General features: G+C 70.3%; 22 protein-coding genes and 1 rRNA gene. 8 read left to right on the top strand and 15 right to left on the bottom strand.

Features of this window, described 5'->3' with window-relative positions:
- The 4 genes from BMW88_RS13865 to BMW88_RS13850 form a co-directional block, all read right to left on the bottom strand.
- Positions 1-168 (bottom strand): 16S ribosomal RNA (locus BMW88_RS13865); the annotation flags it as partial.
- A gap of 386 nt (positions 169-554) precedes the next feature.
- Positions 555-1,682: a sensor histidine kinase gene (locus BMW88_RS13860; RefSeq protein WP_089951071.1), complete on the bottom strand. Its 1,128-nt coding sequence runs from the start codon at positions 1,680-1,682 to the stop codon at positions 555-557.
- Between the two features lie 2 nt (positions 1,683-1,684).
- The gene (locus BMW88_RS13855) at positions 1,685-2,368 is read right to left on the bottom strand and encodes a response regulator transcription factor (protein ID WP_089951070.1); all 684 of its coding nucleotides are present in this window, start codon (positions 2,366-2,368) and stop codon (positions 1,685-1,687) included.
- Between the two features lie 64 nt (positions 2,369-2,432).
- Positions 2,433-2,873 carry a MarR family winged helix-turn-helix transcriptional regulator gene (locus tag BMW88_RS13850; RefSeq protein WP_089951069.1) on the bottom strand — a complete coding sequence of 147 codons (441 nt, stop codon included), beginning with the start codon at positions 2,871-2,873 and terminating at the stop codon, positions 2,433-2,435.
- Positions 2,874-2,961: 88 nt separating this feature from the next.
- On the opposite strand from BMW88_RS13850, the gene BMW88_RS13845 reads away from it, so the two are divergent.
- Positions 2,962-3,372 (top strand): nuclear transport factor 2 family protein, encoded by a 411-nt coding sequence (locus BMW88_RS13845; RefSeq protein ID WP_245777761.1) that lies wholly within the window; start codon positions 2,962-2,964, stop codon positions 3,370-3,372.
- Here the strand turns inward: BMW88_RS13845 and BMW88_RS13840 are convergent, their stop codons facing one another.
- From BMW88_RS13840 to BMW88_RS13825, 4 genes are all read right to left on the bottom strand, one after another.
- Complete coding sequence (locus BMW88_RS13840) at positions 3,373-4,014, bottom strand: SPFH domain-containing protein (RefSeq protein ID WP_177221091.1); 642 nt, start codon at positions 4,012-4,014, stop codon at positions 3,373-3,375.
- 230 nt (positions 4,015-4,244) lie between these two features.
- The gene (dxs, locus tag BMW88_RS13835; RefSeq protein WP_089951124.1) at positions 4,245-6,149 is read right to left on the bottom strand and encodes a 1-deoxy-D-xylulose-5-phosphate synthase; all 1,905 of its coding nucleotides are present in this window, start codon (positions 6,147-6,149) and stop codon (positions 4,245-4,247) included.
- Positions 6,150-6,184: 35 nt separating this feature from the next.
- The gene (locus BMW88_RS13830) at positions 6,185-7,417 is read right to left on the bottom strand and encodes a class I SAM-dependent RNA methyltransferase (RefSeq protein WP_089951066.1); all 1,233 of its coding nucleotides are present in this window, start codon (positions 7,415-7,417) and stop codon (positions 6,185-6,187) included.
- Entirely contained in the window at positions 7,414-9,399 is a 1,986-nt protein-coding gene (locus BMW88_RS13825) for an APC family permease (protein WP_089951065.1), read from the bottom strand. Before BMW88_RS13825 ends, BMW88_RS13830 begins: the two co-directional genes overlap by 4 nt.
- A gap of 82 nt (positions 9,400-9,481) precedes the next feature.
- Here BMW88_RS13825 and BMW88_RS13820 point away from each other — a divergent pair, with 82 nt between their 5' ends.
- Complete coding sequence (locus tag BMW88_RS13820; protein WP_089951064.1) at positions 9,482-10,144, top strand: potassium channel family protein; 663 nt, start codon at positions 9,482-9,484, stop codon at positions 10,142-10,144.
- Positions 10,144-10,800, top strand: a complete 657-nt coding sequence (locus tag BMW88_RS13815; protein WP_089951063.1) for a potassium channel family protein — start codon at positions 10,144-10,146, stop codon at positions 10,798-10,800. The genes BMW88_RS13820 and BMW88_RS13815 overlap by 1 nt, the downstream gene beginning before the upstream one ends.
- 6 nt (positions 10,801-10,806) lie before the next feature.
- Here the strand turns inward: BMW88_RS13815 and BMW88_RS13810 are convergent, their stop codons facing one another.
- The 3 genes from BMW88_RS13810 to BMW88_RS13800 all read right to left on the bottom strand — a co-directional run bounded on the left by BMW88_RS13810 (position 10,807) and on the right by BMW88_RS13800 (position 12,521).
- Positions 10,807-11,307, bottom strand: a complete 501-nt coding sequence (locus BMW88_RS13810; RefSeq protein ID WP_089951062.1) for an RICIN domain-containing protein — start codon at positions 11,305-11,307, stop codon at positions 10,807-10,809.
- 87 nt (positions 11,308-11,394) lie between these two features.
- Entirely contained in the window at positions 11,395-12,159 is a 765-nt protein-coding gene (locus BMW88_RS13805) for a DUF3159 domain-containing protein (RefSeq protein WP_089951061.1), read from the bottom strand.
- Entirely contained in the window at positions 12,156-12,521 is a 366-nt protein-coding gene (locus BMW88_RS13800; protein ID WP_089951060.1) for an OB-fold nucleic acid binding domain-containing protein, read from the bottom strand. Before BMW88_RS13800 ends, BMW88_RS13805 begins: the two co-directional genes overlap by 4 nt.
- Before the next feature lie 83 nt (positions 12,522-12,604).
- Between BMW88_RS13800 and BMW88_RS13795 the strand changes: the two genes are divergently transcribed.
- The gene (locus BMW88_RS13795; protein ID WP_089951059.1) at positions 12,605-13,261 is read left to right on the top strand and encodes an alpha/beta fold hydrolase; all 657 of its coding nucleotides are present in this window, start codon (positions 12,605-12,607) and stop codon (positions 13,259-13,261) included.
- On the opposite strand, the gene BMW88_RS13790 is transcribed toward BMW88_RS13795, so the two are convergent.
- Positions 13,258-13,875: a DUF3710 domain-containing protein gene (locus BMW88_RS13790; protein WP_089951058.1), complete on the bottom strand. Its 618-nt coding sequence runs from the start codon at positions 13,873-13,875 to the stop codon at positions 13,258-13,260. The genes BMW88_RS13795 and BMW88_RS13790 overlap by 4 nt on opposite strands.
- Positions 13,876-13,877: 2 nt before the next feature.
- Positions 13,878-14,360 (bottom strand): dUTP diphosphatase, encoded by a 483-nt coding sequence (gene dut, locus BMW88_RS13785; RefSeq protein ID WP_089951057.1) that lies wholly within the window; start codon positions 14,358-14,360, stop codon positions 13,878-13,880.
- Positions 14,361-14,384: 24 nt separating this feature from the next.
- Between dut and BMW88_RS13780 the strand changes: the two genes are divergently transcribed.
- The gene (locus tag BMW88_RS13780) at positions 14,385-14,846 is read left to right on the top strand and encodes a DUF3093 domain-containing protein (protein ID WP_245777760.1); all 462 of its coding nucleotides are present in this window, start codon (positions 14,385-14,387) and stop codon (positions 14,844-14,846) included.
- Positions 14,847-15,004: 158 nt separating this feature from the next.
- Here the strand turns inward: BMW88_RS13780 and BMW88_RS13775 are convergent, their stop codons facing one another.
- Positions 15,005-15,304: a DUF4193 domain-containing protein gene (locus BMW88_RS13775; protein ID WP_086667480.1), complete on the bottom strand. Its 300-nt coding sequence runs from the start codon at positions 15,302-15,304 to the stop codon at positions 15,005-15,007.
- A gap of 423 nt (positions 15,305-15,727) precedes the next feature.
- Here BMW88_RS13775 and cei point away from each other — a divergent pair, with 423 nt between their 5' ends.
- The gene (gene cei, locus BMW88_RS13770) at positions 15,728-16,444 is read left to right on the top strand and encodes an envelope integrity protein Cei (RefSeq protein WP_089951055.1); all 717 of its coding nucleotides are present in this window, start codon (positions 15,728-15,730) and stop codon (positions 16,442-16,444) included.
- A gap of 60 nt (positions 16,445-16,504) precedes the next feature.
- Here the strand turns inward: cei and BMW88_RS13765 are convergent, their stop codons facing one another.
- A complete protein-coding gene (locus tag BMW88_RS13765; RefSeq protein WP_089951054.1) occupies positions 16,505-17,299 on the bottom strand; it encodes an inositol monophosphatase family protein in 795 nt (264 codons plus the stop codon).
- A 115-nt stretch (positions 17,300-17,414) separates the two neighbouring features.
- On the opposite strand from BMW88_RS13765, the gene ppgK reads away from it, so the two are divergent.
- Entirely contained in the window at positions 17,415-18,176 is a 762-nt protein-coding gene (gene ppgK / locus BMW88_RS13760; protein WP_089951053.1) for a polyphosphate--glucose phosphotransferase, read from the top strand.
- Between the two features lie 200 nt (positions 18,177-18,376).
- Positions 18,377-19,735 (top strand): RNA polymerase sigma factor, encoded by a 1,359-nt coding sequence (locus BMW88_RS13755; protein ID WP_177221090.1) that lies wholly within the window; start codon positions 18,377-18,379, stop codon positions 19,733-19,735.
- Positions 19,736-19,812: the final 77 nt, after the last annotated feature.

Raw genomic sequence — 19,812 nt, 5'->3', positions numbered from 1 at the left:
CGGTATTAGACCCAGTTTCCCGGGCTTATCCCAGAGTACAGGGCAGGTTACCCACGTGTTACTCACCCGTTCGCCGCTCGTGTACCCCGAAGGGCCTTACCGCTCGACTTGCATGTGTTAAGCACGCCGCCAGCGTTCGTCCTGAGCCAGGATCAAACTCTCCAATAAGGATTGTGTGATCGCTCCAGACGGAATATGTCTGGCAATCTGGTCTATCTACTCAAAGGAATACCCCGACGAGGGGTATTCATATTACTGGCTGTGTTTCGGCACGCTGTTGAGTTCTCAAAGAACACGCGCTCACCGCAGCTCTTCTCCGAAGAGATTCACTTCCGGGGCTGTGTCAGGCTTAGAAGTCTTTCGCCGCGCTCCGTTCCGGTGTTTCCCGGCCCGTTCCGCGCTGGCAGAGAGAAATTTACACGGCGGCCCACCGAGATCCAAATCGAGGGCCCGGTGCGACGTAACCGCAGGTCAGACGCAACACGGACGGCCCAAACCCGGCGTGATCGGCGCAGAGTGTGACCGGGGCCACGCAGACAATCTTGTATCCGGTCCTAACGCGGTGCGCTCGGCAGGTGCACAGTCACCGACAAGCCCCCGGTCGGCACGGCCACTGCCTGCGCAAACCCGCCGTGGGCCGCCACCGCGGCACGCACGATCGAGAGCCCGAGACCCGTGCCGGACTGGCTGGTGCGGTCCTTGCCCCCGCGGCGGAAGGGCTCGAACAGCTCCTCGACGCGGTCCGGGGGGATCCGCTGCCCGGACGACGACACGCGCAGGACCGACCACTGCGGGCCCGTCTCCACCGCGGTCTCGATCCACCCGCCGACGTGGTTGTGCCGGACGGCGTTCTCCAGCAGGTTTCCCGCGATGCGCTCCAGCAGCGCGGGGTCGCCGACCGCGAGCGCCGGCGCGCAGCGGAACACCGAGCGCAGGTCACGCGCCTCGGCCTCGGCCCGCACCGCCTTCCACGCGGACTCGACGACGGCCGACAGGTCGACCGGCTCCCGGACCGCGAGCCCGACTCCGTCCGTCCGCGCGAGCAGCAGCAGCGCCGACACCAGTTGCTCGGCGCGTTCGCCCGCCGCCCGCACGACGCCGGCCATGCGCCGCAGCTCTTCGACGTCGGCGTCCGGATCGGACAGCGTCACGTCCAGCTCCGTGCGCACAACAGAGAGAGGCGTGCGCAGTTCGTGCGACGCGTTCGCCACGAACCGGCGCTGGGAGTCGAAGGCGGCCTCGAGCCGGTCGAGCATGGCGTCGAACGTGTCCGCGAGCTCCGCGACCTCGTCACGCGGCCCCTCCAGGCGCAACCGCGATCCCAGCGACTCAGCCGACAACCGGCGTGCGGCGCCGGTGACATCGTGCAGGGGCTTCAGCACACGGCCGGTGAACGTCCACGCGAGGACGGCGGCCGCCAGCACCATGCACGCGAACGCGACCAGTCCCGCGTGGAGCAGGTCCTTCCGCGCGGCGGCGGTCAACGCGTCGGTCAGCACCGCCACGTCGACGGTGACCCCGTCGACGGTGACCTGGCTACCGGAGGGGAACGACGGCGACGAGTCGAAGACCCGTCCGACCAGCGTCCAGCCGAGGAAGAGCAGCACAGCGCTGACCACCGCGACGAGCGCGGTGGTCAGGAGCGTGATCCGGAGACGCAGCCCGGGCCCGCGCCGGCGCATGGTCAGTCCTCAGCAGATCCGTTCGAAGCACTCGGCACCCGGTAGCCGGAGCCGACGACGGTGTCGATGATGCCCGGCTCGCCGAGCTTCTTGCGCAACGTCATGACGGTGACGCGCACGGTCGTGGTGAACGGGTCGGCGTTCTCGTCCCAGACCCGCTCGAGCAGCTCCTCACTGCTGACGACCGATCCCTTGGCCGCGAGCAGCACCTCGAGGACGCCGAACTCCTTGCGGGTCAGGTCGATCGGCTGCCCGCCGCGCGACACGGTGCGCCGCGCCGGGTCGAGCTCGACGTCCCGCGCGGACAGCACGGGCGGAGTCGCCGGCGTCGCGCGCCGGGCCAGCGCCCGCACGCGCGCGACCAGTTCGGGGAACGCGAACGGCTTCGCGAGGTAGTCGTCGGCGCCGAGCGAGAGCCCGGCCACGCGGTCCTCGATGGTGCCGCTGGCCGTGAGCATCATGACCCTGGTGAGCGCGCCGGAGCTGAGGATCTCCTTGCACAGCTCGTCGCCGGACATGCCGGGCAGGTCGCGGTCGAGCACGACCACGTCGTACCGGGTGACGGTCGACTTCTCGTGTCCGGTCTCGCCGTCGTAGGCGACGTCCACGGCCATGCCCTCACGCCTCAGGCCGCGAGCGATCGCGTCGGCCAGAGGTGCCTCGTCCTCGACAACCAGAATCCGCACGCCACCAAGGTGCCACATCGACCTGAGACCACGCTTAACGACACCTTCACGCCCGCTGTCGGCGCTAGCCGCGCCGGTGGTGCGCGAGCAGGGCGGTGAGCAGCCGGGTCAGGGTCTGCCGGTCCTGCGCGGCGAGGGGCTCGAGCAAGGTGTCCTGGGCCTGGTCGAGTACCCGGTCCAGCCGGCGCAGCTGCTCCTGGCCCGCACCGGTGAGGGTCACCATGTTGCGCCGTCGGTCCTGCGGGTCCTGCGTTCGTTCGACGAAGCCGCGCTCGGCCAGCTCGGTGACCGCCGCCACGACGTCGCTGCGGTCCATGGCGCAGCGGCGGCCGAGCTCGGCCTGGCTGGCGACGCCGAACTCGTCCAGCGCGGCCAGGACGCGGAAGTGGTAGCCGCGCGCTCCCGCCTCGCCGAAGCCCTCGGAGGCCAGCCGGTGCGCGTGCACCGCGAGCTGGGTGAGCAACCAGCTCGGCTTGTCCGCGAGGCGCGCGGGGGTGTCCTCCATGAACGCCATCCTAAATCGTTGGCACCGCCAACGAGGGTGTGTACTGTTGGTGACGCCAACGTTGGCGTCACCAACTAAAGGAGTCCACGTGTCCGTGGCGATCCTGCTCGACCGCGCCGAGATCACCGACCTGTTCAGCCGGCTCTCCCGCCTGCTCGACGAGAAGCGCTGGGACGACGCGGCCACCGTGTTCGACCCCGACATCTCGGTGTCCTCGCCCCGCAACGGCGAACTGCGGGGCATCGACGAGCTCGTCGAGGTCATGCGGCGGGCCGGGGACCCCGGCGAGCTCACCCAGCACCTGACCACCGACCTGCTGGTGGACCTCGCCGGCGACGAGGCCGTCACCTCGGCGAACTCGGTCGTCCACTTCTTCCGCGCGGGGCAGACGCCCCACCGGACCGCCGGGCTGCGCCTGGACGGTGTCGCGGTCAGGACGCCCGCCGGCTGGCGGCTGCGCGAGTCGCGGACCACCCTCGTCTGGCTGCGCGAGCGGTGATCAGGCCTTGCGGGCCGGCCGGTCCACCACGACGGTCGAGGCCGCCTGCAACGCGCGGAGCTCCAGCAGCGCCGGGTGTTCCTCCGCCAGCCGCGCCGCGTTGAGCAACGACCGCAGTGCCGCGGTCTCGCCCCGCGCCCGCTCCAGCGCGGCACGTCCCTCCGAGGCCGCCACCAGCTCGGCCAGCGCGGCCCGCCGCAGCTCACCGGGCATCACGACATCGCGAACGGCGACACCGGCCACGGAAATGCCCAGCTCGTCGGCGCGTGCGGCCACACCGGCGGCTACCTCGGCGGCGATGACATCGCGCTCCGGGTCCACCGCCGAATGTGCGCGCGTGAGAACAGCACCGCGCAATGCCAGCTGCACGGCCGTGTAGATCTCGTCCTCCGGCGACGCCGACTCCACCACGAACTTCGTCGGCGAGGCCACCACCCACCGCACCACGACGGTCACGCGCACCAGGACGCCGTCCGACGTCGGCACGTCCTGCGCCGCCGGGGTCATCGTGCGCGGACGGACGTCGACGCGGTGCAGCACCGCACGCCACGGCAGCCGGTGCCGGCCGGGGCCGACCTCGCCCACCAGCACACCGCGATCGAACCGGACGCCCCGCTCCCACGGGTACAACGTGTGCTTCATCGTCTCCACCTCCGTCCGGACAGACCACGACCCCGGCCGGCGGAACGGAAGAGCGGGAGTCCACAGGGGACTCGCAGAGCTCTCCGCCCCCGTGTGCGACCGGGGTCGTGGCATTCAGGGATCGAACCTGTTGCTTCTAAGGCACCCAACACCCGCCTCGATCGCGGGACCCGGACGAGGAAGACCTGCCGGGCCGCAAAAAAGCGGGCGTGAGGAGGAGGTTAGCCGAACTACTTCTCCGCCGTCGCGTCCATTTCGGCGGGCAGGCAGTCCAGGCGGGCGGCCCACTCCGTCACGCGGCGCGCCACGTCCTGCGCGGTGATGCCGCACAGCGCCAGCACCTCGCCCCGCTCGCCGTGGTCGTGGAACCGTTGCGGCAGCGCGATGTCGCGCAACGGCACCTCGACGTCGGCATCGCGCAGGGCGGCCGCGAGGGCCGACCCGAAGCCACCGTGGCGGCCGCCGTCCTCGACGGTCACGACGAGCTTGTGCGACGCGGCCATCTCCACGAGGTCCGCCGGCATCGGGTAGATCCACCGCGGATCGACGACCGTCACACCGATGCCCTGGTCCTCCAGCCGTTGCGCGGCTTCGAGACCGAGCTCGCCCAACGCGCCGACGGTCACCAGCAGCACGTCGTCGCCGGAGCGGCGGAGCACGTCGACGCAGCCGACGCGCTCCAGGGCGGGCAGGTCCGGACCGACGGAGGCCTTCGGGTAGCGGATCACCGACGGCGCGTCCGAGATCGCCACGGCCTCGCGCAGCTCCTCGGCCAGCGTGCCGGCGTCGCGCGGCGCGGCGACGTGGATGCCGGGGATGACGCCGAGGATCGACATGTCCCACATGCCGTGGTGCGACGCGCCGTCCGGGCCGGTGACGCCCGCGCGGTCCAGCACGACCGTGACGCCCTGCTCGTGCAGGGCGACGTCCATGAGCAACTGGTCGAACGCCCGGTTCAGGAACGTCGCGTACACCGCCACCACGGGGTGCAGGCCGCCGATCGCCAGGCCGGCGGCGGAGGTCAGCGCGTGCTGCTCGGCGATGCCGACGTCGTAGAAGCGCGACGGGAACGCCTTGGCGAACGCGTCGAGCCCGGTCGGGCCCTGCATGGCGGCGGTGATCGCGACGACGTCCTGGCGCTCGTGCCCGATCTCGACCAGCGAGTCGGAGAACACGTGCGTCCAGGTCCTCTTGGACGGCTTCAGGTTCTCGCCGGTGATCGGGTCGATGACGCCGGTGGCGTGCATCTGGTCGGCCTCGTGGTTCTCGGCCGGCGCGAACCCCATGCCCTTGCGGGTCACCGCGTGCACGATCACCGGTCCGCCGAACGACTTGGCGCGCTGCAGCGCGGACTCCAGGGTCGCCATGTCGTGGCCGTCGACCGGGCCGATGTACTTGAGGCCGAGGTCCTCGAACATGGCCTGCGGCGCCAGCGCGTCCTTGATGCCGCGCTTGGCGGCGTGCAGGGCGGCGTAGAGCGGCTTGCCGAAGATCGGCGTCTGCTGCAGCGCGCTCTTGCCCTTCTCCAGCACGCGCTCGTAGCCAGGGCGCAGCCGCAGCGATGACAGGTGGTCGGCCAGACCACCGATCGTCGGCGAGTACGAACGGCCGTTGTCGTTGACCACGATCACGACCGGACGCGTCTTGTCCGCCGCGATGTTGTTCAACGCCTCCCAGCACATGCCACCGGTCAGCGCGCCGTCGCCGACGACCGCGACCACGTGGCCGTTGGTGCCGTTGAGCTGCTTCGCCTTGGCCAGACCGTCCGCGTACGACAGTGCCGTCGAGGCGTGCGAGTTGCCCTGCACGTCGTGCGCGGACTCCGAACGCGACGGATAGCCGGACATGCCACCCTGCTGGCGCAGGTCGTCGAAGCCGTCGCGACGGCCGGTGACGATCTTGTGGACGTACGACTGGTGCCCGGTGTCGAAGACGATCGGGTCCTGCGGCGAGTCGAAGACGCGGTGCAGCGCCACGGTCAGCTCGACGACGCCCAGGTTCGGGCCCAGGTGCCCGCCCGTCCTGGACACCTTGTCGACCAGAAAACGCCGGATCTCGTCGCACAGCTGCTTGAGCTGCGCGTCGTCCATCCGTTTCAGATCAGCTGGTCCGTGCACGGACTCCAGCAGGGTCACCACGCCCACCTCACTCCTGAAGACTTCGGCTCAGTCTACGGAGACTCGACTGAGACGCCGTCTCCGCTCGTCTCAGGTTCCATCAGCGCGATGCACTCCACATGATGGGTCATCGGGAAGGCGTCGAACGCGCGGAGATCGGTCAGCCGGTACCCCTGAACTGTGAATTCGGCCAGGTCGCGGGCCAGCGCGGCGGGGTCGCAGGCCACGTAGACCACCCGCCGCGGACGGCGCCGTGCGACTTCAGCCACAACGACCTTGCCCGCGCCCTTGCGAGGCGGGTCGAGGACCACGACATGAGGGTCTTCCACGGGCAGTGGACGCGTCACGAGACGTTCGACCTTGCCCACGGCCCACTCGATCTGCGGCATGCGGCGGAGGTTGCGGCGACCGTCCTCGACAGCACCGGCGAAAGACTCCACGACCAGCACGGATCCGGTTTCGCCGACCTGCCGTGCGAGCACGGACGCGAAGAGCCCCGCACCGCCGTAGAGGTCCCACGCGCGCTGTCCCGGCTCGGCCGCGATCCACTCCCCCACGACCGTCGCGAACGTGTCCGCGGCCGCCGGGTGGACCTGCCAGAAACCGTCGGCCGAAACTCGCCACTTCCGGTTGGCGGCGGTCTCGACGGCCGTACCGGTTCCGGCGCGTCGCACGGTGTGTCGGCTGCGCACCTCACCCACATGCCGGTTGCCGTCACCGTCTTGGACGATCGTCAGCTCCTGGGCCCGCCACCGCCTGTCGGCGACCGCCTCCACCATGCCCGGCCGGGAGATCACGCAGTGGTCGACCGGGATCACATCGTGGGACCGGGTGCCGCGGAAGCCCGGCCGCCCGTCGCCGTCGACGGCCATCCGGATGCGCGTCCGCCACTCCAGCGGCCCGCCCGGCAACGCCTCCACGACGACGTCGCGCTCGATCTTGCCCAGCCGCGCGAGCTGCTCCCGCACCACCTGGGCCTTCAGCTCCCGCTGGGCGTCCCACGACACGTGCTGGAAGTCGCAGCCACCGCACAGCCCCGGCCCGCTGAACGGGCACGGCGGCTCGACGCGGTCCGGTGACGGCGTCAGGACCTCCACGGCGTCGGCACGGCAGAACGACCCGCCGTTGTCCTCGTACACCGAGGCGACCACGCGCTCACCGGGCAACGCGTGCCGCACGAACAGGACGCGCCCCTCGTGCCGTGCGACGAAATGCCCGCCGTGTGCGACCGGCCCGACCTCCACCTCGAACGTCCTACCGGTCCAGTCTTCTTTTGCCGAGCTCATCGATCGTCGAGTCCCCTCCGGACAGCGCCGGGAGCGATGACGTCCTTGTCCTTGACCTTCACCGACGAAGCGAGCTGCCACGGCACACTGACCACCATCACGCCCGGCTGGAACAGCAGTCTTCCCTTGAGCCGCAACGCGCTCTGGTTGTGCAGCAACTGCTCCCACCAGTGACCGACGACGTACTCGGGGATGAACACGGTAACAACGTCGCGCGGGTTGTCCGTCCGCACCCGCTTGACGTAGTCGAGAACGGGCTTGGTGATCTCCCGGTAGGGCGACTCGATCACCTTCAGCGGGATCTTGAAGTTCTCCTTCTCCCACGCCGCCACGAGCCGGCGGGTGTCGCCGTCGTCGACGTTGACCGTGACGGCCTCCAGCACGTCCGGCCGCGTGGCCTTGGCGTAGGACAGCGCCCGCAGCGTCGGCATGTGCAGCTTGGACACCAGCACCATCGCGTGGTTGCGCGCCGGCATCGTGCGGACGCGCTCCTGCTGGCGGAGCTCCTCGGCGACGGTGTCGTAGTGCTTGCGGATCGCCGTCATCAACGCGTAGATGGCCGCCATCGCGGCGATGGCGATCCACGCGCCCTTGGTGAACTTCGTGATCAACACGATGATCAGCACGGTCGCGGTGAGCGCCAGGCCGAACGTGTTGATCGCCTGCGACCGCCGCATCCTGCGGCGCGCCTGCTCGTCGGTCTCGGTCCTGAGCAGCCGCTGCCAGTGCTTGATCATGCCGAGCTGGCTCAGCGTGAACGACACGAACACGCCGACGATGTAGAGCTGGATCAGCCGGGTGACCTCGGCGTCGAACGCGATCACCAGCACGATCGCGAACCCGGCCAGGAACAGGATGCCGTTGGAGAACGCGAGCCGGTCGCCGCGGGTGTGCAGCTGGCGCGGCAGGTAGCGGTCCTGGGCGAGGATCGAGCCGAGCACCGGGAAGCCGTTGAAGGCGGTGTTGGCGGCGAGCACCAGGATGAGCGCGGTGACGCCCGCGATGAAGTAGAAACCGGGCGGGAAGCTGTCGAAGACCGCGTGCGCGATCTGCGCCACCATCGTCTTCTGCTCGTAGCCCTCGGGGGCGTTGGTGATCTGCTGCTCCGGGGACTCGGCCATGCGCACGTCGGTGAGCTGGGCGAGGATGATCAGGCCAATCAGCATGATCACCGAGATGCCGCCCATCAGCAGCAACGTGGTGGCGGCATTGCGGGACTTCGGCTTGCGGAACGCTGGCACGCCGTTGCTGATCGCCTCCACGCCGGTCAGCGCGGCGCAGCCGGATGAGAACGCCCGCAGCACCAGGAACACGAACGCGAGCCCCATCAGGTGGTCCGACTCGGCGTGGATCTCGAGGCCGGAGCTCTCGGCCCGCATCTCGTCGCCCATCACGAAGCCGCGGAAGAGCCCGTAGCCGATCAGCCCGAAGACGCCGATCATGAACGCGTAGACCGGCACGGCGAACGCGGCGCCGGACTCGCGGATGCCGCGCAGGTTCACCGCCGTCAGCAGCACGATGGCCGCGACGGCGAACTCCGCCTTGTGCGTCGCGACGAACGGGATGGCCGAGCCGATGTTCGCCGCGGCCGCCGAGATGGACACCGCGACCGTGAGGATGTAGTCGACGAGCAGGGCGCTCGCCACCGTCAGCCCCGCCCTGCGCCCGAGGTTGACCGTCGCGACCTCGTAGTCGCCGCCACCGGACGGGTAGGCGTGCACGTTCTGGCGGTAGCTGGCGACCACGGTGAGCATCACCACGACGACCGCGACCCCCACCCAAGGCGCCAGCGCGTAGGCGCTCAGGCCCGCCACCGACAGCATCAGGAAGATCTCCTCCGGCGCGTACGCGACCGACGACATGGCGTCGGAGGCGAACACGGGCAGGGCGATGCGTTTGGGCAGCAGGGTGTGAGCGAGGCGATCACTGCGGAACGGCCTGCCTACCAGGAGGCGTTTGGCAGCGGTGGCGAGCTTGGACACGGCCAGAGCGTAAGGGGTCCGCTCACCGGGACGGGCTAATGCTCGGTAGGTTCTGCGCAGAGTTCGCCTGAGGAGGCATGTCGTGCACGTGGTGATCATGGGGTGTGGCCGGGTGGGAGCCTCCCTGGCCAGGGCCCTCGAGCGACTCGACCACCAGGTCGCCGTGATCGACAAGGACGCCCAGTCGTTCCGCAGGCTGGGCAGCGACTTCCACGGCCAGCAGGTCGTCGGCAACGGTTTCGACCGCAACGTGCTGGTCGAGGCGGGCGTCGAACGCGCGGGCGCCTTCGCGGCGGTCTCCAGCGGCGACAACTCGAACATCATCTCGGCGCGGGTCGCGCGGGAGACGTTCGGCGTCGAGCACGTGGTCGCCCGCATCTACGACCACAAGCGCGCCGCCGTGTACGAGCGGCTGGGCATCCCCACCGTGGCGACCGTGCCGTGGAGCACGGACCGGTTCCTGCGGATGCTGCTGCCCGAGGGCGCGGCGACGGCGTGGCGCGACCCGTCCGGCACCGTCGCGGTGCTGCCGGTCGAGGTCTCCGAGGAGTGGGTCGGGCGGCCCGTGTTCGAGCTCGAGAGCGCGATCGGCGCACGGGTGGCGTTCATGATGAGGTTCGGCACGGGCGTGCTGCCGGACGCCAAGACCGTCGTGCAGGCCGACGACACCATCTACGTGGCGGCGCTGTCCGGCACGATCACCGACGTCGCGGCGGCGGCGCTGCAGGCACCGGAGGAGAGCTGATGCGGGTCGCGATCGCAGGCGCGGGCGCAGTGGGGCGGTCCATCGCGCAGGAGCTCGTCTCCGACGGGCACCAGGTCATGCTGATCGAGCGGGACCGGGCGCACTTCGACCCCAACTCCGTCGAGCAGGCCGAGTGGGTCCAGGCCGACGCGTGCGAGCTGTCCTCTTTGGAGGACGCCGGCATGCAGCTGTGCGACGTCGTGATCGCCGCGACCGGTGACGACAAGGTCAACCTGGTCGTGTCGTTGCTGGCCAAGACGGAGTTCGCGGTCCGCCGCGTCGTCGCGCGCGTGAACGACCCGACGAACGAGTGGCTCTTCACCGAGTCGTGGGGCGTCGACGTCGCCGTGTCCACGCCGCGGCTGCTGGCCGCGATGGTCGAGGAGTCCGTGACGATCGGCGACGTCGTGCGGCTGCTGACGCTGCGGCAGGGCCAGGCGAACCTCGTGGAGATCACGCTCGACGAGGCGACGCCGTTCGCCGGCCGGGCGGTCTCCGAGCTGACGCTGCCCCGCGACGCCGCACTGGTGACGATCCTGCGCGGCGGGCGGGTCATCGTGCCGCAGCCGGACGACACGCTCGAAGGCGGCGACGAGCTGCTGTTCGTGACCACCGCCGCCGTCGAGCAGGACATCAAGACCGCGCTCGGCTACTGACGTGCGTCAGACCTGGTACCAGTAGTGGTTGGCGCCGGTGTGGCAGTCCCACAGCTGCACCGTCGCGCCGCTCCACCAGTTGCTGCCGGAGATCTCGACGCACCGGTTGCCGCCCAGCCACGACCGCATCCGGCCGACCTCGTAGTCGTGCGAGGCCGGCCGGTAGAACAGCTGGAACGCGTTGTTGTCCGCCCAGCAGCCGAACATCTGCAGCGCTCCGCCGTTCTCACCGTTGCCCCAGGCCGCGGACAGGCACTTGCCGGTGCTGACGTTGCGCAGCCGCAGCCCGTCCCAGTACCAGCGCTGCGTGGCGGCGCCCTGGCAGTCGACCATGATCACGCCGGCGCCCTCGTGCTCGGTCGCGGCGGTCATGCACCTGTTGTTGTGCCTCGACAGGATCTGGAACCCCGCCTGAGCGCCCGCCGAGGTCGACGAGGTGACGAGCAGGCCGCCCGAGACGAGCGCGAGCGAGGCCAGGAGCGCGATCTTCCGCAGGAAAGGTGTCATGCGGTCCTGAGGCCCGCCGCACAGCGGCTGATACACGCGCCACGGCCGGCACCCGCGAGGGCACCGGCCGTGGAGAGGCGAACGTGGTCAGTCGCGAGATCTGTCGCGGCTCTCGGAGTCGGCGACGCGCCGGAGCTCGTCCATGTCCGGGGTCAGCAGGTCGTCGGCCGTGCGAGCCAGCACCGCCTCCGCACTCGCTTCGGCCTCCTGGGCCGCCTTGGCCTCCTGAGCCTCCTCGGCCGCCTTCAGGCGCTTGTCGGCCCGCCGGACCGCCCACACCGTGGCGAGCAGCGCGATGGCCATCAACGGGTAGCCCATCGCGAGGCGGGCCACCGCGAGCCAGCCGACCTGGTCCTCGTCGTAGAGCCAGCGCTGCACCACGAAGCGGGCGAAGAAGACGAGCGCCCAGACGAAGGTCGCGATGTCGTAGTCGCGGACCGTCGCCCTGTCCTCGCGCCAGGACCGGTCCCTGCCGTTGAGGAACGTCCAGAGCACCCCGGCGAGCGGCCGGCGCACGATGATCGACAGCAGGAACGCGCTGCCGTAGACGACGCTCTGCCAGATGCCGAAGAGGAAGAAGCCCTTGGCCTCCCCCGTCTTGTAGGCGATGAAGGCCGCGATGCCCACGCCGAACACGGCGGAGATGGCGGGCTGGACGGTGCCCTTGCGCACGGCCAGCACGACGCCGATCACGACGGCGGCGGCCAGTGCGCTGATGATCGCGGCCATCAGGTTCTTGGCGGCGAAGTTGACGATCACGAAGAGGACGACGGGCAGCGACGAGTAGAGCATGCCGCTCACGCCACCCATCTGCTCGAGGACGGTGGGCTGCTTTTCTTCGGCTGAAGTCATGAAGCGTTCTGCAACTCGTAATAGGGGTTGTAGAGCACCTTGCGCCCGTCGCGCACGGCGATGCGGCCACGGGCCTTGATCGTCCGACCAGGCTCGATTCCCGCGATGCGACGGCGGCCGAGCCAGACGAGGGTGACGCCCTCGGTGCCGTCGTAGAGCTCAGCCTCCAGCGTGGCGGCCGCGTCCCGCGGGCACAGCTCCACGCTGCGGAGCCGGCCGAGGACCGTGACCTCCTCACCGGACCTGCAGTCGCAGGCCTTCACGGCGCCGACGGCCTCCGCTTTCCGCGACAGGTCGTCCGCGTCGAGCTCGGTGACGTCGCTGGTCAAGCGACGCACCAAACGGTGCCAATAGCCGCCCATCCCCGACTCCTGCAGTGCTCTGGTGGCCCGTGGTGTGGACCGTCTGTGAGTGAGGGTACGCAGGAGGGCCGACAATCTCGGGCGTGCCTTCCGAGACCGTACTCCTGCTGCCCGGAACCGCCTCGGACGAGGCTTTTGTCCGATTCGTGTTCGCTGAACCGTTGTCGCAGGTCGGTGCCGTTCTCACCGCTCCACGCGTCCGCACTCTCGAAGAACGCCGGACGGCGCTGGAAAGTGCCTGGGAGGGCCACCCGATCGTGGTGGGTGGCATCTCACTCGGCGCGCACGTGGCAGCGGCGTGGGCCGTGGCCAACCCGGACAAGTGCGCGGGCCTGGTCCTCGCCCTGCCCGCCTGGACCGGCCCCGCGAACCGCGCCCCGACGGCGCTGGCCGCCAAGGCCAGCGCCGGGATCGTCGCGAGCCACGGCCTGGAGACGGCGCTGCGGGGCACCACCGGGTGGCTGCACGACGAGCTGCACCGGGCCTGGCGCGGCTACGGCGACCAGCTCGTGCCGCACCTGGAGGAGGCGTCCGAGTCGGCGGCGCCGACCCTCGAGGAGCTGAGGTCGCTGGACGTGCCGACGGGCATCCTCGGGTGCACCGACGACCCGGTGCACCCGATCGGGATCGCCCGGCAGTGGGCGGAGGCGATCCCGCGCGCCGTGCTCGTCACGACGACGCTCGACGCCTACCCGCACGCGCTGGGGCGCGCGGTGCAGGCGTGGCTACAGGCGCGTTAGCCCTGCTGCTGCTGGATGTGGCGGGCGATCGCCTCCGGCAGCTCGACGGGCAGCGGGGTGCGGGGCGGCATCGGCTGCTCGCCGCGCACGACCACGGTGCCGCGCAGCATCCGGCGCAGCGCCTCGGAGTTCTGCGCGAAGTGCTCCTCGGGGCCGGCCGCGACACCGCGCAGCATCCAGCGCGGGCCGTCGACGCCGACGAAGAGGATCTGCACGCCCTGGTTGCGCGCGGTGATCTCCTCGCCCCACTCGCCGTTCTCGCGGTTGATGCGGGCGCCGTCCTCCTTCAGGCCGGCGATCAGCTCGGCGCCGACCTCCTTCCAGAGGCCACCCGACTTCGGCGCGGCGAACGCGCTGACCGTCAGCTGGCCCACGGACGTGAGGACGTGCACCGCGCGCACCGAACCGTCCTGCTGGTCCATCTCGACCTGCAGCTGGGCCTCGTCCGGCATCGGCAGCTGCACCGACCCCAGGTCGAGCCGCTGCACATCGTCGTCGGGCGCCACCGTCGAGTCCCACGGGCCCTCGACGTCGTCGAAGACCTCGTCGTGCTCCTGACCGGTGTCGACGGCCCCTGAGGAGTGACGACCGCGCTTGCGGCGCCTTCCGAACATCCTTACCCCTCGGTCTCTGTTAGCGCTGTGCTGGCGAACACCACGTGCCCGCCGGTCGAGCCATAGCCTCCCGCACCGCGTTCCGTCTCCGGCAACCCGGCGACCTCGCGGAACACCGCGTGCTCGACGCGTTGCACGACGAGCTGGGCGATCCGGTCGCCGCGCGACAGCGCGATCGGCTCACGAAGATCATGGTTCACGAGGCAGACGCGGATCTCACCGCGGTAGCCCGAGTCGATCGTCCCAGGCGTGTTGACCACGCTCAGCCCGACCCGCGCGGCGAGCCCGGAGCGGGGGTGCACGAAGCCCGCGAACCCCTCCGGCAGCGCGATCGCGACACCGGTGCCGACCACCGCGCGCTCGCCTGGTGGAATGACCACGTCCGACGTGGTGACCAGATCGGCGCCCGCGTCGCCGGGACGGGCGTAGGCGGGCACGGGCACCCCCGGATCGAGCCGGGTCAGCAACACCTCGACGCTGGACACGGCGGGCGAGATTACCCTGACGACGTGAGTGAGACTGCCGTGACCGCCACTACGACCTACCGCGAGCGCCTCTACGTGACGTGGTGGATCTGGCCCCTGCCGCTGCTCGCGGCCGCGCTGCTGGCCGCCGAGGTGCACATGGGGTTCCCCGGTGTGCGGTCGTGGCTGCCGTACGCGGTCCTGCTGCCCCTGACGGTCGCGCTGATCGTGCGGATGGGGTCGACGAAGGTCGAGGTGACCGGCGGCGAGCTGCGCGCGGGCGAGGCCCGCATCCCGCTGGAGCTGCTCGGCGAGGTGGAGATCATCGCCCCCGAGGACCGGCGCAAGGCCATGGGCCCGCACCTCGACCCGGCGGCGTTCGTCGTGCACCGCGGCTGGGTCAAGCCGCTCGTGCGGGTGCGGGTGACCGACCCGCAGGACCCGACGCCCTACTGGGTGATCAGCACGCGGCACCCGGAAGAGCTCGCCGCCGCGATCAAGTCCTGAAGCACCGCGGCCGGAAGAGCAGGACGACCGGAAAAACACGACTGGGCGCCACCCGTGCGGGTGAGCGCCCAGCGGCTTCTGCGGCGAACCTGGTGCCGTGTTCCCAGGTTCCCGCAGACGAGGTCCCGGAGATCAGGCCCTGGAACCAGGCCCTGAGATCATGCGCAGTCGCGGCAGATGTACACGCCGCCGTTGTCCTCGGCGAGCCTGCTGCGGTGGTGCACCAGGAAGCACTTCGAGCACGTGAACTCGTCGGCCTGCTTGGGCAGGACCTTGAACGTGAGCTCCTCGCCGGACAGGTCGGCGCCGGGCAGCTCGAAGTTCTCCGCGCTCGCGTCCTCGTCGACGTCGACGACGCCGGACTGCGTCTCGTTGCGCCGGGCCTTCAACTCCTCGAGGGAGTCCTCAGCGAGTTCGTCCGCCTCGCTGCGACGCGGCGCGTCGTAGTCGGTCGCCATCTTCTTCACCCCTGCGGTCTACGGAGACTGTTCGTGTCGCTGGTTAACGCTCCAGCGCCCTCTTTTGTGCCCCACGTCAAGGTGACGTAGGTCTCTCGCCAACCGGCGGCAAGCCAACCCCCTCGGCGTGACCGTTGGCTTGATCCACATGTGTGCGGAGCGCGCAGAGGGTAGCTCATTGTCCGAGTGGCCCGGCATCGGGTTACCCCTTACCGACCGGACGGGTGACACAACCTTTCTACGCTGGACCGATAGGCTGTGCGGGAGCACGTTCGTCCCGGCGTGCAACCTGGCTCCGGACCGGTATCGTCCTGACTGTGAGCGACCAAGCCGGTGCGGTGGGTCGTGGACTCCGGGACGTGCACCAGCCAGGGCGAGGCCTAGGCTGATCACAGGGGACGGAACACGGGGAGGGCTTCGAACGTGGGACCCGCATCGGGAAGCTTGACGCCCTACAGGCGGCGTCGGCCCGTGCCCGCGCTCCTCCTGTTCGCGGTGCTGTTGGTCAGCTCCGTGTTCGTGTGGGTGAAGGTGCTCGGCAACGCCAGCGACGTGGACGCGGCCATCAGGTGCAACGCACCGGGCCACGCGAAGACGTCGGCCGTCGCGGGCGCCGATCCCGCCGCCCCGCCGACGGCGCCGTCTCCGCCGCTGGGCACCGTGCTGGAGCACGACGCGCTCGACCGCACCGACCCGCTGCCGGTCGCGGAGGTCAACTTCAAGGTCGTCAACGCCTCGACGCAGCGCAACCACGCCAAGACCGTGGCGACGCAGCTCACCGAGCTGGGCCTCAAGCAGGCGGCCGACCCCGGCAACGACCCGCTCTACCCGGCGGGCGACATGACCTGCCGCGGCCAGATCCGCTTCGGCGCCCCCGGCTCGCAGGCGGCCAGGACCCTGTCGCTGCTGGAGCCGTGCCTGGAGCTCGTGCGCGACGACCGCCAGGACGCCACCGTCGACGTCGCGATCGGCAAGAAGTTCGACGAGGTCAAGCCGAACAGCCACGCCCGCAAGGTGCTCGACCAGCTCAGCGAGTGGGCGGCGCAGCAGCCCGAGCAGCAGGGTGGCCAGGTCGCCGCCGCCACCCCGCCGTCGCTCAACGCGGACAACCTGGCCGGCGCCCGCGACGTGACGTGCTGAGGCCGCGCCCGGCCGGCGCGACCGCACGCGGCTGAAGGACCGGGCTTTCCCGGCCCGGCGTCAGACCTCGCCGAAGCCCGACTCGGCCAGCGCGCCGTACAGGGCGTCGGCGATCCCCGGCGTGGCGGCGAAGGTCACGTCCTCCCCCAGCTCCGGCGACGACCCCGGCAACCGCACCACGGCGCCGGCCTCCGCGGCGATCAGCCCGCCGGCGGCCCAGTCCCACCGCCCGAGCGCGTGCTCGGCGTAGGCGTCGAGCCGCCCCGCCGCCACCGCGCAGAGGTCCAGCGACGCCGCACCGGCCCGGCGCATGTCGCGCACCCGCGTCGCCATCGCCGCCCACGTCTCCGCCTGCCGCTGCCGCCGCTCCGGCCGGTACGCGAACCCGTAGCCCAGCAAGGACAAGGACAGGTCCGTCGTCGCGGACACGCGCAACGGCACCCCGTCGAGGAACGCGCCGTGCCCGCGCGCCGCGGTCCACACCCGGCCGGTCGCCGGCTCCACCACCGCGCCCGCGATCGACTCGCCGTCGAGCTGCGCCGCGATCGACACCGAGTACCAGGGGATCCCGTAGAGGTAGTTGACGGTGCCGTCGATGGGGTCGACGACCCAGGTGAGCCCTTCGACGACGGTGCCGCCCTCCTCCTCGCCGAGCACCGGCTCGCCGGGCCGCAACTCGGACAGACGCGTCCGGACGAGTTGTTCCGAGGCGCGGTCGGCTTCCGTCACCACGTCCGTCGCGGTGCTCTTGGTGTCGAACGAGATGACGGCGGAAGCACGCATGCGCTGAACAAGCGCGCCGGCTTCCCGTCCGATGGCGGTCGCGATGTCAACGAGCGGCCGGGGATCGATCACGACCGGTTCCCTCCTGCGTCACTAGCACGGGACTATCGGACAACGTCAGGCTAATGTCTGCGCACCACGGTTACTGAATCGAAGCCAGCAGGATCGAGTAGGAAGGACCACGGGGATGGGCATCACCCGCGGGTTCGGTGTGGACATCGGCGGCTCCGGCGTCAAGGGCGGCCTGGTCGACCTCGAAGCAGGAGCACTGGACGGCGAACGCATGCGGATCCCCACGCCTCAGCCCTCGACGCCGGAAGCGGTCGCGGAGGTCGTCGCCGAGATCGTCGAGAAGTTCCAGTGGGACGGCCCGGTCGGCGTCACGCTGCCGTGCGTGGTCAAGCACGGTGTCGCGCTCAGCGCCGCGAACGTGGACAAGGGCTGGATCGGCTTCGACGCCCAGCGGCTCTTCGCCGAGCGCCTCAAGCGCAGGCCCGAGGACGTCGTGGTGATGAACGACGCCGACGCGGCCGGCATCGCGGAGATGTCGTTCGGCGCGGGCGTCGGCAAGAACGGGACCGTGGTGCTGCTGACGTTCGGCACCGGCATCGGCAGCGCGGTGTTCCTCGACGGCAAGCTCGTCCCGAACACCGAGTTCGGCCACCTGCAGGTCGACGGGCACGACGCCGAGACGCGCGCGGCCGCCTCCGTGAAGGAGGAGAAGGGCCTGTCCTGGGAGGAGTGGGCGCCCCGCGTCACGCGGTACGTCAACGTGCTCGAGGACCTCATCTGGCCCGACCTCGTCATCGCCGGCGGTGGCGTGAGCAAGAAGGCGCACAAGTGGTTGCCGTTGCTCGAGGTCCGCACGGAGGTCGTCGCCGCGGCGCTGAAGAACGACGCGGGCATCGTCGGCGCCGCCTGGGCGTCCGCCCACGGCGTGCGGCCGTGACGACCATTCGACACCGAAACGTGTCCGACTCGCCTTACTCGATCTAGCTGCGAGAACGCAGGTGGGAGCGCCTCGAAGCACCTCGGGGCGCAACACCGCGCCAGCGACGTCGTTACAATGGAACGCACACCCGCCAAGCAAGATCGGCGGGGAGATCCCCTGAACTCTGGCGACCGAGGTTTCGCGCCCTCTGGTTTGCCTTGAACGACCGTCGCGAAAGGGCGTACGTGGCAGCCGCAGAAACCGCAACCCGACGCTCCAGCTCCGCCGCGAGCGCCGCCAAGACGACCAAGGCGACCGCGGCCGGCGAGGCCGAGGAGAAGCCGAAGCGCAAGACGACCGCTGCGGCAGCGAAGAAGCCCGCCGCCAAGGCCGCCGGCGCCAAGACCCCGCGCAAGACGGCCGGCAAGGCCGATCCTGCCGCGAAGGGCGCGACCAAGAAGGCCGACGGCGACGAGCCGGAGGACATGGAAGGCGCTCCCGGCGCCGAGGACCTGGTGGACGAGGTCGAACTCGTCGACGAGCCGGTCGTCGACGAGCCGGAGGAGGCGGAAGACCCCAAGAACGAGGGTGACTTCGTCTGGGACGAGGAGGAGTCCGAGGCCCTGCGCCAGGCGCGCAAGGACGCGGAGCTCACCGCGTCGGCCGACTCCGTCCGCGCCTACCTCAAGCAGATCGGCAAGGTCGCCCTCCTCAACGCCGAGGAGGAGGTCGAGCTCGCCAAGCGCATCGAGGCGGGCCTGTACGCCGCCGAGCGCGTGCGCCGCTCCGAGGAGGAGCAGGAGAAGCTCACCCCGCAGCTGCGCCGCGACCTGCGCTGGATCGTCCGCGACGGCGAGCGCGCCAAGAACCACCTGCTCGAGGCGAACCTGCGCCTCGTCGTGTCGCTGGCCAAGCGCTACACCGGCCGCGGCATGGCGTTCCTGGACCTGATCCAGGAGGGCAACCTGGGCCTGATCCGCGCCGTCGAGAAGTTCGACTACACCAAGGGTTACAAGTTCTCCACGTACGCCACCTGGTGGATCCGGCAGGCGATCACCCGCGCGATGGCCGACCAGGCCCGCACCATCCGCATCCCGGTGCACATGGTCGAGGTCATCAACAAGCTGGGCCGCATCCAGCGCGAGCTGCTCCAGGACCTGGGCCGCGAGCCCACCCCGGAGGAGCTCGCCAAGGAAATGGACATCACGCCCGAGAAGGTGCTGGAGATCCAGCAGTACGCGCGTGAGCCCATCTCGCTGGACCAGACGATCGGCGACGAGGGCGACAGCCAGCTCGGCGACTTCATCGAGGACTCCGAGGCCGTCGTCGCGGTCGACGCCGTCTCGTTCACGCTGCTGCAGGACCAGCTCCAGTCCGTGCTCGCGACGCTGTCCGAGCGCGAGGCGGGCGTCGTCCGGCTGCGCTTCGGCCTCACCGACGGCCAGCCGCGCACGCTGGACGAGATCGGGCAGGTCTACGGCGTCACGCGTGAGCGCATCCGCCAGATCGAGTCCAAGACGATGTCGAAGCTGCGTCACCCGTCGCGCTCGCAGGTCCTGCGCGACTACCTCGACTAGGTCTTATCGAGTCATACGCACGTGGCCCCGCACCGGTTCGGTGCGGGGCCGCTGTGTTTTTCGACCGTAAAGGGGCG

This window comes from Lentzea xinjiangensis (assembly GCF_900110955.1).
GTDB lineage: Bacteria > Actinomycetota > Actinomycetes > Mycobacteriales > Pseudonocardiaceae > Lentzea > Lentzea xinjiangensis.
Note: the sequence above shows the minus strand (reverse complement) of the source record. Positions and strands in the feature narration are given on the sequence as shown.